15 protein-coding genes are annotated in these 13,571 nt (G+C 71.4%); 8 read left to right on the top strand and 7 right to left on the bottom strand.

Going from position 1 to position 13,571, the window contains the following annotated elements:
* Nucleotides 1-149: 149 nt before the first annotated feature.
* Nucleotides 150-1,334: a hypothetical protein gene (locus ACFOYY_RS00970; protein WP_362773667.1), complete on the bottom strand. Its 1,185-nt coding sequence runs from the start codon at nt 1,332-1,334 to the stop codon at nt 150-152.
* Between the two features lie 246 nt (nt 1,335-1,580).
* Between ACFOYY_RS00970 and ACFOYY_RS00965 the strand changes: the two genes are divergently transcribed.
* From ACFOYY_RS00965 to ACFOYY_RS00955, 3 genes are all read left to right on the top strand, one after another.
* Entirely contained in the window at nt 1,581-1,949 is a 369-nt protein-coding gene (locus ACFOYY_RS00965) for an STAS domain-containing protein (protein ID WP_352010548.1), read from the top strand.
* Nucleotides 1,950-2,036: 87 nt separating this feature from the next.
* Nucleotides 2,037-3,005 carry a GlxA family transcriptional regulator gene (locus ACFOYY_RS00960; protein ID WP_352010549.1) on the top strand — a complete coding sequence of 323 codons (969 nt, stop codon included), beginning with the start codon at nt 2,037-2,039 and terminating at the stop codon, nt 3,003-3,005.
* Between the two features lie 111 nt (nt 3,006-3,116).
* Nucleotides 3,117-4,472: a DJ-1/PfpI family protein gene (locus ACFOYY_RS00955; RefSeq protein WP_386186870.1), complete on the top strand. Its 1,356-nt coding sequence runs from the start codon at nt 3,117-3,119 to the stop codon at nt 4,470-4,472.
* Between the two features lie 14 nt (nt 4,473-4,486).
* Here ACFOYY_RS00955 and ACFOYY_RS00950 read toward each other — a convergent pair whose 3' ends face one another.
* Nucleotides 4,487-5,584 (bottom strand): ROK family transcriptional regulator, encoded by a 1,098-nt coding sequence (locus ACFOYY_RS00950; RefSeq protein WP_386186867.1) that lies wholly within the window; start codon nt 5,582-5,584, stop codon nt 4,487-4,489.
* 45 nt (nt 5,585-5,629) lie between these two features.
* Here ACFOYY_RS00950 and ACFOYY_RS00945 point away from each other — a divergent pair, with 45 nt between their 5' ends.
* A complete protein-coding gene (locus tag ACFOYY_RS00945; protein WP_386186864.1) occupies nt 5,630-6,799 on the top strand; it encodes an MFS transporter in 1,170 nt (389 codons plus the stop codon).
* Between the two features lie 4 nt (nt 6,800-6,803).
* Here ACFOYY_RS00945 and ACFOYY_RS00940 read toward each other — a convergent pair whose 3' ends face one another.
* Nucleotides 6,804-7,550 (bottom strand): hypothetical protein, encoded by a 747-nt coding sequence (locus ACFOYY_RS00940; RefSeq protein ID WP_386186861.1) that lies wholly within the window; start codon nt 7,548-7,550, stop codon nt 6,804-6,806.
* Between the two features lie 133 nt (nt 7,551-7,683).
* Between ACFOYY_RS00940 and ACFOYY_RS00935 the strand changes: the two genes are divergently transcribed.
* Nucleotides 7,684-8,361: a DUF427 domain-containing protein gene (locus ACFOYY_RS00935; RefSeq protein ID WP_352010554.1), complete on the top strand. Its 678-nt coding sequence runs from the start codon at nt 7,684-7,686 to the stop codon at nt 8,359-8,361.
* Here ACFOYY_RS00935 and ACFOYY_RS00930 read toward each other — a convergent pair whose 3' ends face one another.
* From ACFOYY_RS00930 to ACFOYY_RS00915, 4 genes are all read right to left on the bottom strand, one after another.
* Complete coding sequence (locus ACFOYY_RS00930; RefSeq protein ID WP_362773639.1) at nt 8,362-8,787, bottom strand: type II toxin-antitoxin system VapC family toxin; 426 nt, start codon at nt 8,785-8,787, stop codon at nt 8,362-8,364.
* On the bottom strand, nt 8,787-9,038 hold the full coding sequence (locus ACFOYY_RS00925; protein ID WP_362773636.1) for a type II toxin-antitoxin system Phd/YefM family antitoxin: 252 nt from the start codon (nt 9,036-9,038) through the stop codon (nt 8,787-8,789). Before ACFOYY_RS00925 ends, ACFOYY_RS00930 begins: the two co-directional genes overlap by 1 nt.
* Before the next feature lie 60 nt (nt 9,039-9,098).
* Nucleotides 9,099-9,818, bottom strand: a complete 720-nt coding sequence (locus tag ACFOYY_RS00920) for a glycosyltransferase family 2 protein (protein WP_352010556.1) — start codon at nt 9,816-9,818, stop codon at nt 9,099-9,101.
* Between the two features lie 355 nt (nt 9,819-10,173).
* Nucleotides 10,174-10,458, bottom strand: coding sequence for a hypothetical protein (locus tag ACFOYY_RS00915; RefSeq protein ID WP_352010557.1), 285 nt, complete (start codon nt 10,456-10,458; stop codon nt 10,174-10,176).
* Nucleotides 10,459-10,686: 228 nt separating this feature from the next.
* Here ACFOYY_RS00915 and ACFOYY_RS00910 point away from each other — a divergent pair, with 228 nt between their 5' ends.
* Genes ACFOYY_RS00910 through ACFOYY_RS00900 form a run of 3 tightly spaced genes read left to right on the top strand, consistent with a single transcriptional unit; the run spans nt 10,687 to nt 13,508 of the window.
* A complete protein-coding gene (locus ACFOYY_RS00910; protein WP_352010558.1) occupies nt 10,687-12,144 on the top strand; it encodes an XRE family transcriptional regulator in 1,458 nt (485 codons plus the stop codon).
* Nucleotides 12,144-13,049 (top strand): phosphotransferase enzyme family protein, encoded by a 906-nt coding sequence (locus ACFOYY_RS00905; protein WP_352010559.1) that lies wholly within the window; start codon nt 12,144-12,146, stop codon nt 13,047-13,049. Before ACFOYY_RS00910 ends, ACFOYY_RS00905 begins: the two co-directional genes overlap by 1 nt.
* A 24-nt stretch (nt 13,050-13,073) precedes the next feature.
* Entirely contained in the window at nt 13,074-13,508 is a 435-nt protein-coding gene (locus ACFOYY_RS00900) for an SRPBCC family protein (RefSeq protein WP_352010560.1), read from the top strand.
* Nucleotides 13,509-13,571: the final 63 nt, after the last annotated feature.

Genomic DNA, 13,571 nt, shown 5'->3' with positions numbered 1-13,571 from the left:
TTTCGGGCCGTCCGGAGAGTGAAAACGGAGCATTCTCCGGATCGCGGGCGGGCCGGGAAGCCCGATGGGGCAGGGGATGTGCACGCCGGTCTCCGGTCTGAAGATCACGGCGAGGCGACAGGTAAAACTTGAAGTCGGAAGGAACGGGCTCAGCGTCTGAGGACGAAATCGTCCTCGTCGTCACCGACGCCGACCGAGCCGACCGCCCACAGCGTGGCCGTACCGGGCACCCGGGTGACACCCGTCCTGGTGACGTGGTCACTGTCCTCGTACTGCTGGTCGGGACGGCGGGGACGCAGGAGCGGGCCGTACTCGCGTGTCCACGCCGTGCCGTCGAAGCGGAGCATGAGCGCCTGCCCCGGATGGTCGGCGTCCACCCCGCTGATCCACACCTCGCCGGGACCGGAGGCGGTGACGCCCTGCAGGGCACCGCGGGCGACCGGCACCTCGGCCCTGGCCCACCGGGTCCCGTCCCAGTGCAGGACCAGCGGCTGCCCCTGCCTGATCCGGGCTCCGTCCCGTACGGCCCCGGCGGGCGCGACCTCGCCGACCGCCCACACGTCGGACGGGGAGACCTGCCAGACCCGCCGCAGCGTGCCACCGGGGATGGCGGGTGTCCGCGACCGCTCCCAGCGGTCGGGGGAGCCGTGCCAGACCAGCGGTGTGCCGTCCTGGGCCGCTCCGACCGCCCAGACGTGCCCCTGCCTGGCGGTGACCGCCTCGAAGGTGCCGCCGCCGGTGGGCACGTTGCGGAAGGCCGTGCCGTCCCACCGGATCAGCACCCCGCCGGACGGGCCGTTCCCGGTGAACCACGCTGTGCTCCCTGTGCCGCCCGTGGCGGCGACGTCCGTCAGCCGGTAGTCCTCCGCGACGCCGAAGGGCCGCCGCGCCGTCCAGCGCCGCCCGTCCCAGCGCGCGGCGAACGCGTTCACCCCGTTGCCCGCGACCCAGACATCCCGGGGACCGGCCACGCTGACGCCCGTCAGGTGGTTGACGTCGTGATCGTTCAGCCCGGTGACCTCGCGCCATCTCACACCGTCCCACCTGGTCACGGCGGGAGTGCCCTCCCTGTCCTCGGCGCCCCTCTGGTAGCCGACCGCCCACACCTCACGCGGCCCGGCCGCCGCCACGTCGAGCAGCGCGGAGCTCGCCGCCAGCTGGGCGGGCCTGACGGCCTTCCAGGCGGGGGAGACCGGCGACGGGTTCCGCTGTGCCGTACGGCTCGGCGGCGGTGCCTGGGACGCGGTGGGGGACGGCTCGGGGGGATGCGCGCCACAGGAGGCCATCAGGGTCACCCCGGCGAGCACGAGCGTGACAGAGCGTAGATGTCCCATGCGGGCATCCTCCCTCAGAGTGCCCTCCGGACGGTGCCGATCCTGAATAGACCTGTCAGCCCTGGGCACCCTGACAGGGCGAGCGAGGACGCGTTCCCCGCCGCCTGGGCCGGGGACGAGGCACGTCAGACGGGACGGTGGGGCAACAGGGGGGGTGCGTCCGGCGGCATGGCCGCCGGGCTCACGGAGGGACCCGTTCCGTGTGAGACAGTTACACGGCTGGGAGAGGTTCGGTACAGAAGGTTGATGATGTTCGCGGGAAAAGAGCCGGAGCCGAGTTTCAGCGCCACGTCCGGGCTGCACGGTACGACGCTCGTGGTGCGGGTGAGCGGGGAGCTGGACCACTACCACACGCCGTTGCTGCGTGCGGAGCTCGGCAGGGCGTGGGAGCTCCTGCAGTCGCCGACCCTCATCCTCGACCTGTCGGCTCTGACGTTCTGCGACTCCTCCGGCATCGGTGAACTGCTCCAGGCCCGTCACCAGGGCCAGCTCGCGGGAGTACGGCTCATCCTCACCGGTGTCCAGGGAAACCTGGCCCGCAGGCTCAACCTGGCGGGCCTGACCCAGGTCTTCGAGGTCTTCCCCTCCGTCGCCGACGCCCTTGAGGCGGCCTGACCGGAGGTTCACGGTGTCCTGATCCGTCCGGTGCGAGGCCCGTACGGCCCTGCCGGGGCCGGGGTGACGGCCGGTAGCGTCGGCGTCGTGGCTGATGAGGGGACCGGAAGTACCGGCAGGGTCGTGGTGCTGGTGCTGCCCGAGGTGAACCTGCTCGACCTGGCGGGTCCGGTGCAGGTGTTCGACACCGCCGCGTTTCTCGGCGCGGGATACCGGATCGAGCACGTCGCCGACGCCGAGCGGGTGGCGACCGCCCAGGGGGTGAGCCTCGCGGGGCTCGGCGCCCTGCCGCAGGTCGCGGCCGGTGATCTGGTGCTGGTCCCGGGCCCCAGGCTGCGTGAGCACCGCGAGCCGTACGTCTCGGAGACCGTGGTCGGCTGGCTGCGTGCGGCGGCCGCCACGGGGGCGCGGCTGGCGTCGGTCTGCACCGGCGCGGTGGCGCTGGGCGAGGCGGGCCTGCTGGACGGGCGCCGCTGCACCACGCACTGGTCGCTGGTCGAGGCGATGCGCGCCAGATACCCGGCGGCGAGGGTGCAGGAGGCGGTGCTCTACGTCCACGACGGCCCGGTCAGCACCAGCGCGGGCGTCTCGGCAGGGGTCGATCTGGCGCTCTCGCTGGTCGAGCGGGACCACGGCCCGGCCCTGACCACGGCCGTCGCCCGTGAACTGGTGGTCTACCTGCGCAGGGACGGCGCGGGGGAGCAGATCAGCCAGTTCCTGAGGCACCGGTCGCACCTGGACTCCGCCGTCCACCGGGTGCAGGACCATCTCGCGGGGAGCATCGACGCCGCGCACACCCTGGCCGAACTGGCCGAGGTGGCGAACCTGTCCCCCCGGGGGCTCAGCCGGGCCTTCACCGCGGCGACCGGGATCACCCCGCTGGAGTACCGGCAGCGGCTGCGGCTCGAACGCGCCATGTCCCTGCTGCGCGAGACCAGCCTGCCGGTCGACGCCGTGGCCGTCCGGTGTGGCTTCCGCGAGGGACGGCACTTCCGCCGCCTGTTCAAGGCCAGGTACGGCGGGCCGCCCTCGGAGTTCCGGCGGGAAACCGGCTGACCGTCCCGGTTCTTCTCGTTCCCCGTCCTTCCGCCGTCACGCGGCGTTCTCGTTCTTCTCGTTCCCGGTTCCCGATCGGGCCGGGACCCCTCACACCTCAGGAGCTTCCGCATGCCTCAACGCGCCAGACTGCTCGTACGGATAGTCCTTTTCATCGCCATCTGGGGTGTTCTCGTTGGTGGAACATGCGCGGCCGGGGTCGTGGTCTCCATGCGGGACAGCTACCCGGGGGCCCCGCGAGCCGTACCCGGGAAGCCTCCGGCGGGAGAGACGCCGCAGGGACGGATCAAGGTCGCGGTCGTGGTCGGGACGAGCGGGTCGGTGACCACCGACGTGCTCGGGCCGTACGAGGTCTTCGCCCGCTCCGATCGGTTCCTCGTCCGCACGGTGGGCGCGCGCAGGGAGCCGGTCCCGTTGTCCGGCGGCCTGCGCCTGCTGCCCGACCGCACGCTTGAGGAGGCGGAGACCGGGGACGCGGTGCCCGACGTGGTCGTGGTTCCGGCCGTGGTCGACCCCGAGGGCGAGGCCGAGGTGCCGCTGCGCGCCTGGATCGCCCGTCGGGCCGCCGCGGGCGCCCGGATCCTGGGCGTCTGCGCGGGCTCCCGGCTGGTCGCGGCCGGTGGCCTGCTCAGGGGACGCGCCGCGACCTCGCACTGGGGGGTCATCGGCGCTCTCCGGAGTGACTATCCGGACACCCGCTGGGTTCAGGGCAGACGTTACGTCGAGGACGGCCCGGTCACCACGACCGCGGGTGTGACCTCCGGCGTCGTCGGCGCGTTGCGGCTGGTCGAACTGCTGGCGGGGGAGGCCGAGGCCCGGCGTGTCGGCGCCGAGGTCGGTTATCCCGGCTGGTCGCCCGGCGCCTCGACCGTGATCCCGGCCGACGAGCCGGCTCTGGCGGACCTGCCCTACGCGCTCAACGCGGCCTTCCCCTGGTTCCGGCCGGTCGTCGGCATCGGGCTGAACCCGGGGGCCGGTGAGATCGACGTCGCCGCGGCGTTCGAGGTCTACGCGGGAGGCTCCTTCGCGGCCCACGCGGTCGCGCTCGCGGGCACCCCGGCGGTCACCACCCGGCACGGCGTGACCCTGGTGGCCGAACCGGCGGACGGTACGGCGCCGGCCCTCTCCCGGCTGGTCGTCCCCGGGGTCGGCGCGGCAGGGCAGGTCGATCCCGCGCTCACCCGTCTGGCCGCCGGGCGTGGGCTGGCCGTCGAACTGCCGCACGCGGGGCGCGCCGCCGCCGAGTCCGGCTTCGACCCGGTACTGCGCGACCTGGCCGTCCACACCGACGTGGCCACCGCCCGCGCGACCGCGAAGTACAACGAGTACCCCGTCGAGCACCTCGCGTTGACCGGTCCCGCCTGGTCGTGGCGGCCGACGCTGTTGTTCCTGCTGACCGCCCTCGGCGCCGGGCTCGTCATCTGGGTTGCCTTCCGCTCTCTCCGTCGTCGCCGTACCGGGCCCTGACCGGAGGGCGGTCGTCACATCGGGGGGTCGCCGGGGGCGTCGCCGAAGACGTCCCGCTGGGCGATGGACAGTGCCGTGAACAGGGCGCCGTTGAGGATCGCGTTGCCCTCGACGGTGCCCGCGCGGACCTGGGTGGGGACCGGCGAGAGCGTGTCGAGGTGCTCGCCGACCCGCGCGGCCAGTTCCTCACCGCCGGAGCGGCCCGTCTCCCCGCCGAGGACCACGAGTCCCGGGTCGAGGACGGCGACCGCGGTGAAGGCCATCCGGGCGATCCTGGCGGCCAGGGTGTCCTGGTCGAGCCCGGCGGCGGCCTTGGCGTCCAGCAGGTCGCAGAAGGAACCCTCGGGGAAGCCGAGCGGCGTGATCTCACCCGCGCCACCCGAGGCGCCCCTGCGCAGCCTCCCGCCGAGGGTGACCGCCGCGCCCACGGCGTCGTCGAGCCAGAGCAGCACGAAGTCCTCGCGTCCCTGCGCGGAACCGGCGCGGTGCTCGGCGACGGCGGCGAGGTTGACGTCGTTCTCCAGGTCGATCCGCGCGTCGATCCTGCGGCGCAACGTCTGGAGCAGGTGCGGCTGCCAGCCGGGCACGCCGTTGTCCACGGCCAGTTCGCCGCTGTGCGGATCGACCATCCCCGGCACGCCGAGGACGACGGCGTGCAGGCTCCGGGAACCGGCCGCCTCGGCGACGGCGTCGGCGATGACCCCGGCCAGGGGGGTGGCCGCCCTGGCGTGCTGGGGGTAGGTGGGCGAGGCGATCAGGGCTCCGTTCCCGGGGCCGATCTCGCGGCTCGCCGAGCCGACCGGGCTTCCGGTGATGTCGGAGACGGTCACGGTGACCGTGTCACGCCGTATGTCGGCTCCGGCCACGTGGGCACGGCCGGCCACGATGCCGTACAGGCGGGCGTTCGGCCCCCGGCGTTCGTCACCGCTCTTGCCGACGACCTCGATGAGCCCGTTGGTCTGCAGGCGTTCGATGAGGTCGGACACGGTCGGGCGGGACAGCCCGGTGAGCGCCCGTAGCTGCGGGGCGGTCAGCGTTCCGTGTTCGAGCAGCAGGTCCAGGGCGAGGCGGTCGTTGATCGCCCTGGCCATCTGCGGAGTCGCGGTCCTCATTTATCCCCTTTTAATCAGGAAGCCTGCCTGTTAGTTTCTCACACCATGCGCAACGACAATCAACGCGCCCGCATCGCGGTCGCGGCGGTGTTCGCCGTCCACGGGGCGGTAGCGGGAAGCATGGCGACCCGCGTCCCGTGGCTGCAAGACCATCTGAGTCTCGATCCCGCCGCACTGGGGATCGCCCTGTTCTGTCCTGCGGTGGGGGCTTTCGTGGCGATGCCGATGGCCGGCCGTCTCGTCCACCGCATCGGCGGGCGCGCCGCCACGAGGATCCTGCTCGCCCTGTGGTGCGTCGCCCTCGCGATCCCCTCCCAGGCCCCCGGGTTCGTCTGGTTGTGCGCGATCTTCCTGGCGTACGGCGCGGCGGCGGGCACGTGCGACGTCACCATGAACGCCCAGGGGGTGATCATCGAGCGGCGCCTGGGACGTTCGATCATGTCGGGGCTGCACGGCATGTGGAGTGTGGGCAGCCTGGCCGGCGCCGGGATCGGGGTCGTCGCCGCCCAGGCCGGGATCGACGCGCGCCTGCACCACGGCGCCGTCGCGCTCGTCCTGCTGGTCGTCGGTTTCGTGGCGAGCCGCGGCCTGCCGGACGTCCGCCCTGAGCCGGGCGAGCAGGCACCGCCCCGCTTCGCCGTACCCTCGCGGGCCATCCTGGCGATCGGCGCGGTCGGGTTCTGCGCGACCTTCGCCGAGGGGGCGAGCATGAACTGGTCGGCCGTCTACGTCACGGACGTCACCGGGGCGGGGCCGGGCATGGCCGCCGCGGCCTACGCGACCTTCGCCCTGGCCATGGCCGTGACCAGGCTGCTGGGAGATCTGATCGTCCAGCGCCTCGGGCCGGTCGCCACCGTACGGGCCGGTGGCCTGCTCGCGGTCGCGGGAGGGACGGTCATCGTCGCGGCGCGCGACCCGCTGCCGGGCGTCGCCGGGTTCGCGCTGTTCGGCCTGGGAATAGCCGTGATCGTGCCGCTGACCTTCGCCGCCGGAGGCAGGGCGACCGCGGCGCCGAGCCAGGGCGTCGCGGGGGTGGCGACGATCACCTATCTGTCGGGGCTGCTGGCCCCCGCGGTGACCGGCTGGGTCGCCCACCTGACGTCGCTTCCCGTCACCTTCGCCGTGCTGTCGGTGATCGTCCTGACGACCGTCGCCACCGCGGGCGCGCTACGCCCCCGGGCCCCTCTGGGAGGCCGGACGGAGGCGGGCGCCTGAGCTCTCAGTGGGCCGCCCGCTCGGCGTAGCCGTTGATCGCTCCGGTCGCCGTGCAGGTCTGGGCCCCGGCGTCGCTGTAGGGCACGATCCGGTAGGGCGCCCAGACCTTCGATCCTCCCCGCCAGACCCGCGCGTACATGCAGCCGCCGTCGGGCCCCTCCCTGAGCGCGATCCCGACCGTCCTCCCCTTCTCCGTCTCCCCCTCGGCGATCTCCCGGACGACCCGCGGGTCCAGGTCCAGCCGCTGTACGGCCTCCCGGACCTTGGCCAGGTCCGGTCTGCCGGGGAGCGTCTCCTGCAACCGCTCATACATCCGGGGAGGAAACCTGGCGTGGGCCCTGAAGCCGAGGGGAGTGGTGGCCGGGCATGTGACCTCCTTGAGGGAGACGTCCGCGAAGAAGTCGGGAAAGGCGTTGCCGGAGGCGACGGCCTCGAAGCAGCCGACGACGTCGGGAACGGCACGGAGCGTCTCACGCCTGCCCTCCCAGACCTTGATCATTCCCTTGCCGGTCACCCTGACCACGGCACGGAACGGGTCCCGCCGGGTCCGCTCGGCGACGGACAGGACCTCGACACCCTCCCGCCGGGTGATGAGGAAGCCGAGATCCTCACTCTCCTTGAACCGGGTGCCCTTCAGAGTCTCGGTCAGGGTGCCGGCCTTCGCCCAGAAGTCCGCCCGTGCGGGGTCGTTCACGCCGCACCCCGTCAGCAGGAGCGCCAGCGCGGCCAGGGGGAGGAGAAGTCGGCGCACAAGATCATGTGTATCCCACGCGGGGAAACCGGTGCGAGACCTGTGCCGGAATAGTCCCGAGACGGTCAGGGTTGGCGGTGGCATGGAACCGGTTACACGTGGGCGTGTCCGTGTGGAGCGGAGCGCGAAGAGAGTGCGGGTCCTCTTCGGGGGCAGGGTGGCCGCCGACACCACCCGGGCACTGCTGGTCTGGGAGGTGCCCTACTACCCGACCTACTACTTCCCCCGGCGGGACGTCGCCGTCGAGCTGGAGCCCAACGGCGGGAGCGCGCACTCGCCGAGCCGGGGCGAGGCGGTGCTGTACGACGTGGCGGGAGTCGCCGACGCGGCCCTCGCCTATCCGGAATCGCCCATCGAGGAACTGCGCGACCACGTGCGGTTCGAGTGGGAGGCGGCCGACGCCTGGTTCGAGGAGGACGAGGAGGTCTACGTCCATCCCCGCGACCCCTACACCCGGGTCGACGTCCTGCCGTCCTCGCGGCACGTGCGTGTCGAGGTGGACGGCGTCGTCGTCGCCGACTCCCACCACCCCAGGATCCTGTTCGAGACGGGCCTGCCGCCGCGTTACTACCTGCCGAAGACCGACGTCCGGCTCGACCTTCTCGTTCCCACCGAGACCGTGACCCGCTGCCCGTACAAGGGGGTGGCGGAGTACTGGAGCGTCAACGGCCGGCCCGACCTGGCCTGGTCCTACCGGACCCCGCTTGAGGAGAGCGGACGTGTCGCCGGGCTCGTCGCGTTCTACGACGAGAAGGTGGACGTCTACGTGGACGGCGTCCTGCAGGAACGCCCGAAGACGAAGTTCGCCTGATCAGGCGGGCGGCAGGTCGAACGGATCGACGAGCGAGACCCCCGTCCCCTCGAAGTCCTTGACGTTGCGGGTGACCAGCGTCCAGCCGTTCACCCTGGCCGTCGCGGCGATCAACCCGTCCGCCGTGGGAATCGGCCGCACGGCGTTCAGCCGCCCCCACTCCTCGGCGACCTCGGGGGTGATCGGGGCGATGCGGTCACCGAACTGCCGCAGCAGTTCGGTGAGCCAGCGTTCCAGCACGGCGGCCTGTGCGGGATCCCTGCGCCTGCGGAGTTCGACCCCGCGGCGGATCTCGCCGACGGTCAGGCTGCTGAGGTGGAGGACAGGGCCGTGCGTGGCGGCGATCCACTCTCTGACCAGGGGATTCCCGTTCCGCTTGCGCGCCTCGGAGACCACGTTCGTGTCGAGGAGGTACCCGGTGCCCATCAGTCGAGGTGAACCGTTCGGGGAAGGTCTCGGTCACGGGGGAACTCGACGTCGTCGTCCCAGTCGGGGGCCGAAAGCAGGAAGCGTCCGAAGTCGGGGGTCTCGCCCCTGAGACGACGGTACTCGGTGATGTCGATGACGACGGCGACCTCCTCCCCGTGCCGGGTGACGGTCTGAGGCCCTTCGCTCAGAGCACGCCGGATGACCTCGCTGAAACGCTGCTTGGCCTCCTGGAGTTGCCATCCGCCCATGGGTGCCTCCGCCGGGATCGACTGTCCAGTCTGTCTAGACGCACATATTAGCCGCCCGGGTCAGACGGAGGCGTGCTCGCGCCGGGGAGAGGCGGTGCGGCGGCGCTCGCGCAGGATGGTCCTGAGCACGCGCAGGCCGTCCCGTACGGCGTGCAGGTTGCTGACGCCGTGGATGCGGCTGCGCTCGTGGCTGGGCACCTCGCGGATCACGAGCCCGGCCTTGGCGGCGCGCACGTTCATCAGCGTCTCGATCTCGAAGCCGTCGCAGTCGAGGTTCAGGACCTCCAGATGACGCGCCCAGAAGGCGTTGTAGCCGTAACACAGGTCGGTGTAGCGGGTGCCGTAGAGACGGTTGGTGATCATCGTGAGGACGCGGTTGCCCAGGGAGCGGGTCCGGCTGATGTCGTCGGAGCCGCCGCCGGGGATGTAGCGGGAGCCCTTGGCGAAGTCGGCGCCCTCGGTCAGGGCGGTCACGAAGGCGACGATCTCCCGCCCGTCCGTCGAACCATCGGCGTCGATCATGACGATGATGTCGCCCTTCGCGGCGGCGAACCCCTCGGTGAGGGCGTTGCCCTTGCCCCTGCCGGTCTGCGTCACGACACGCAGCCCCGGACGGAGCCTCTCGGCGACGGCGACCGTGTCGTCGGTCGAGTTGCCGTCGACCAGTATGACCTCGTCCACCCACTCCGGCAGCGTCGCGAAGACGTGCGGCAGGTTGGCGGCCTCGTTCATGGCGGGGACCACCACGCTGACACTGACGGTGAAGAGAACGCTGCTCATGGCCGCAAGGATGGCCCGGGACCCCTGCAAAGTACTTGAAGTTACCTTGAAAGGGGGACTCAAAAAAGGAGAAATTTCCCTTGAAAGGGGCTCCTAAGGGGAGAGAGGCGACGCGCTCCGCGGCCGTGACCCGTCGCTGCGGCGCGGGGCGGCCGCCGGAGGGCGGCGGTCAGAAGGGGATGTATGGCACTGAAAGGGGTCAAAAAGGGAGGGCTCTGCCCGAGGGAGTGCGCAGGTCGAGCGGAACCGGCTCACGTGGGGGCCGGGGGCGCTGGATGAGGTGGATCCTTTTCACGTTCCCGCTCCTTTCTGGGCTTGATCATCGGGTGTTACCCATGTGGAGCCCAAGAATCACCTATCGACGTATCACATGGAGCACACTGGCCACACGCTCCGCAGCCGTCGCGACGTCCTCGGCCTGACCGATACGCCCCGCCCACGAGAGCCAGAACCACCATTCGCCGTCCTCGTCGTGGGAGGCGAGGACGTCCTCCGTCATGGTGGGGGCCATCGGGTTGACCACGTGGAGGCGGGGATAAGGTCCGTGGGACGACCTCAGGTGCACCTGGAAGGAATGGGCCTCCAGCTGGGAGGCGAGCCGGCGCAGATGGTCGACGGCCTCGCCGCGCTTTGCCGTCATGTGGATCACTCCTGGCGGACGGTGTTGGCTTTAATGTGCAGAGTGCGGTTCGGGGGCATGTGAGGCAATCGGCCTTCGGGCCGGATCGGCGCCGGATCAGTGGAATACCTGGGAAAGTTGTCGCCGTTCCGTGCGTAAACCGCGAATAAAGGGAAAGCAATGCATGAGCATGCTTACGCTGTGCTTCGCTCTCGTTAATCTTGTGTAAACAGCGACGGGGAGGGCGCCGTGGCCCGAGGTGAACATTCTCCCGCGTGTGCGCGCCGCTGGCGTGAGCAGGCCGGTTCCGAGCAGTGGACGCCCTGGCAGACGGCGCAGGCCATCCACGGTTGCTGCGGGGTCAGCCTCCTGAAGGCCCACCGGCTGGCCAGGGGGTGGTCGGCCAGGCAGGCCGTACAGGAACTTGAGGAGATGTGCCTGCGCCAGGACCTGGGGGAGGCCCGGGCCAACATCGACCTCCTCAACGCCTGGGAGAACAAGCGCGCCCGTCCCCGCCCGCAGACCATCGACCTGCTGGCCCGGCTCTACCGGGCCAACGCCGTACGGCTCGGCCTGGCGGGTGACTACTGCGACGACGAGAGCGAGGCCAGGGTCGTCGTGCTCTCCGGGGGTGAGGGGCGCCAGCCGTACCGGGCCGAGGAACGGCGCGAGGGCGACGGCGCGGCTGACGGCAGGAACGACATGGAACGGCGGGCGCTGTTCCACCACGCGCTGCTCGGCTCCCGCTTCGTGATGAACGGGCGGCTGCTGGCCGAGGTCGAACGGACCCGCCAGGAGCTCGACCGCACCCTCGCCCGCGCCACCGTCACCGAGGACCAGCTCGACGCGCTCGACGAGCAGGTGCTCCGCTACCGCCGCGAGTACATCACCAGTGCCCCGCTGCCGATGCTCTACCGGCTGATGCTCGAACTGTGCGACGTGCGCGCGCTCGTCACCGCCCGCCAGCCCGCGATGGCCCAGCGCCGCCTGCTGAGCGCGACCGTGATGCTGGCGTTGCTCTCCGCGGACGCGCTGATGAAGCTCGGCGACACCCGCCAGGCCCACGCCTGGTACGGCACGGCGCGCACCGCCTCCGACGACATGGGCGACCTGCGGCTGCGAGCCCTGGTCAGGGCGCAACAGGCGATGCTGCCCTACTACTACGGGGACCTCGCCGAGACCGTACGGCTCGCCAGGGAGGCCAGGACACTCGCGGGGAACGCGCCCAGCTCTCCGGCGGCCCTCGGGGCGGCGGCCGAGGCGCGGGCGCTGGCCAGGCTCGGCGAGCACAAGGCCGCCAGGGCAGCGCTGGCCGAGGCGGAGCGGATCTTCGCCAGGATGCCTCCCGAGGGGCACGACCACCTGGCCTTCCGCTTCTCCGAACGCCGCCTGCAGTTCTACCGGATCGGCACGCTGATTGAGCTGGGGGAGGAGGTCGACTGGACGCCGGGTCCCTCCGGGGCCTACACCATCGACCCGGTGCTGCTCCTGCTCGACCAGGCCGCGCACATGGCCCGCGGGGGCAAGGCCGACGACGCCTGCCACCTGGCGGAGAAGGCCCTGCTCCAGGTGCCGCCGGAGCACCGCACCTCCATCGTGCTCAGCCGCGCCAGGGTGGTGCTGTCGGAGGTGCCGGAGGGCAGGCGCAGAGCCGCGGCGGTGCGCCGCCTGACAGACCTGGTCGTCGATGCCCTGCCGGTGAGCTGATGGGCCCGCTCGCGGAGGGGGCGTTCCGGGTCCTGCGCGAGGTCTGCGAGGATCTCGGGATCGATCACCGGGACGCCGAACTCCTTCGTGTGCGAAGCAACGCCGTCTTCAAGCTGCGCGGCGGGATCGTGGTCAGGATCGCCACCGCGCCGAACGCGCGGACCAGGCTTCCACTGGTGCTCGCGGTCGCCCGCTGGCTCGCCCAGCAGGGCTTTCCCGCGGTGCGTCCCGCCGACGAGATCTCCGAGCAGCCGGTGACCCACGAGGGCGGCGTCGTGACCTTCTGGCACTACGTGCCCGCGAGCGGCCGTCCGACGACCACCGAGCTGGGAGAGATCCTGCGCAGCCTGCACCTGCTGCCGGTGCCCCCGGTGGCGTTGAAGCGCTTCGCCGATCCGCTGGCCGAGCTGCGGGTGACGGTCGACGGGTCGGCGGTGCTCACCCCCTGCCAGCGGGCCTGGCTGCGCGACCGCATCGCCGAGCTCTCCGAGCGCTGGGCGGGGCTGGACATGGACGGCTCGCCGGTGCTGCTGCACGGGGACGCCTGGATCGACAACCTGCTGCGCTGCACGGACGGTCACGTGGTGCTGTGCGACTGGGACGGCGTCGCGGTCGGACCCCGTGAGTGGGACCTGGTGCACACCTACCACGGTCAGCGCCGGTTCGGGCTGAGCGCGGCCGAGGTGGACGCCTTCGCCGACGCCTACGGCAGTGACCTGCGCTCCTGGCCGGGCTACTCGACGCTCATGGAGATCCGGGACATGTACGCCGTGGGCATCCACATCCGCAACGCCGGGGCCGACCCGTTCTCCCGCAGCGAGCTGCCCCGCAGGCTCGACTCCCTCACCCGAGGTGAGCAACACACCCGGTGGTACATGTCGGAACCGGCTACTGTCTCCCCCTAAAGATCATGATTTGGGGGACATGTCATGCCGAAAGTCACGCTGCACAACACCTTCCATGTGCGTAACACCCCGGCGGCGCTTCGGGCGCACCTGAGCCAGCCGCAGAGCTACGTGGGGCTCTCGCCGCTGGTGGTCGCGGTCAGGGACGTCAGCACGGTGGACGGGGAGACGCGCTACGTCTCGGTCGAGCGGCTCAGGCTGCTCGGTCTCGTCAGGTACGAGAGCCTGGTGAAGGTGACGCTCAGGAGCACTCCGGAGACCGTCGAGGGGGAGGCCGCGGGTCCCGGCGGGGTCAAACTCGGCTACCGGTTCACCCTGCGGGACCGGGACGGCGGGACCGAGGTCGAGGACAGGCTCGTGGTGCAGGCCTGGAACCGTACGCTGCTGGGTCGTGCGGTGCGGAGGGCACGCGAGGCGCAGCTCGCGCGTGCCGGGGTCCTCGTCTCACGCCTGGGCTGAGCCGGTCTCCGGGATCCTCATCGGGCCCTCATAGGGCCCTATGAGAGCCTTCGTGGAGTCGTG

Origin of the sequence: Streptosporangium jomthongense, assembly GCF_042650425.1 — a bacterium.
GTDB lineage: Bacteria > Actinomycetota > Actinomycetes > Streptosporangiales > Streptosporangiaceae > Streptosporangium.
The sequence above is the reverse complement of the archived record's forward strand: the minus strand, read 5'-3'. Positions and strand labels throughout refer to the sequence as shown.

Bases quoted from the DNA above. Each gene is read 5' to 3' on its own strand.
- ACFOYY_RS00970 (WP_362773667.1), bottom strand. From the start codon at position 1,334: ATGGGACATCTACGCTCTGTCACGCTCGTGCTCGCCGGGGTGACCCTG.
- ACFOYY_RS00965 (WP_352010548.1), top strand. From the start codon at position 1,581: ATGATGTTCGCGGGAAAAGAGCCGGAGCCGAGTTTCAGCGCCACGTCC.
- ACFOYY_RS00955 (WP_386186870.1), top strand. From the start codon at position 3,117: ATGCCTCAACGCGCCAGACTGCTCGTACGGATAGTCCTTTTCATCGCC.
- ACFOYY_RS00950 (WP_386186867.1), bottom strand. From the start codon at position 5,584: ATGAGGACCGCGACTCCGCAGATGGCCAGGGCGATCAACGACCGCCTC.
- ACFOYY_RS00945 (WP_386186864.1), top strand. From the start codon at position 5,630: ATGCGCAACGACAATCAACGCGCCCGCATCGCGGTCGCGGCGGTGTTC.
- ACFOYY_RS00930 (WP_362773639.1), bottom strand. From the start codon at position 8,787: ATGGGCACCGGGTACCTCCTCGACACGAACGTGGTCTCCGAGGCGCGC.
- ACFOYY_RS00925 (WP_362773636.1), bottom strand. From the start codon at position 9,038: ATGGGCGGATGGCAACTCCAGGAGGCCAAGCAGCGTTTCAGCGAGGTC.
- ACFOYY_RS00920 (WP_352010556.1), bottom strand. From the start codon at position 9,818: ATGAGCAGCGTTCTCTTCACCGTCAGTGTCAGCGTGGTGGTCCCCGCC.
- ACFOYY_RS00915 (WP_352010557.1), bottom strand. From the start codon at position 10,458: ATGACGGCAAAGCGCGGCGAGGCCGTCGACCATCTGCGCCGGCTCGCC.
- ACFOYY_RS00905 (WP_352010559.1), top strand. From the start codon at position 12,144: ATGGGCCCGCTCGCGGAGGGGGCGTTCCGGGTCCTGCGCGAGGTCTGC.
- ACFOYY_RS00900 (WP_352010560.1), top strand. From the start codon at position 13,074: ATGCCGAAAGTCACGCTGCACAACACCTTCCATGTGCGTAACACCCCG.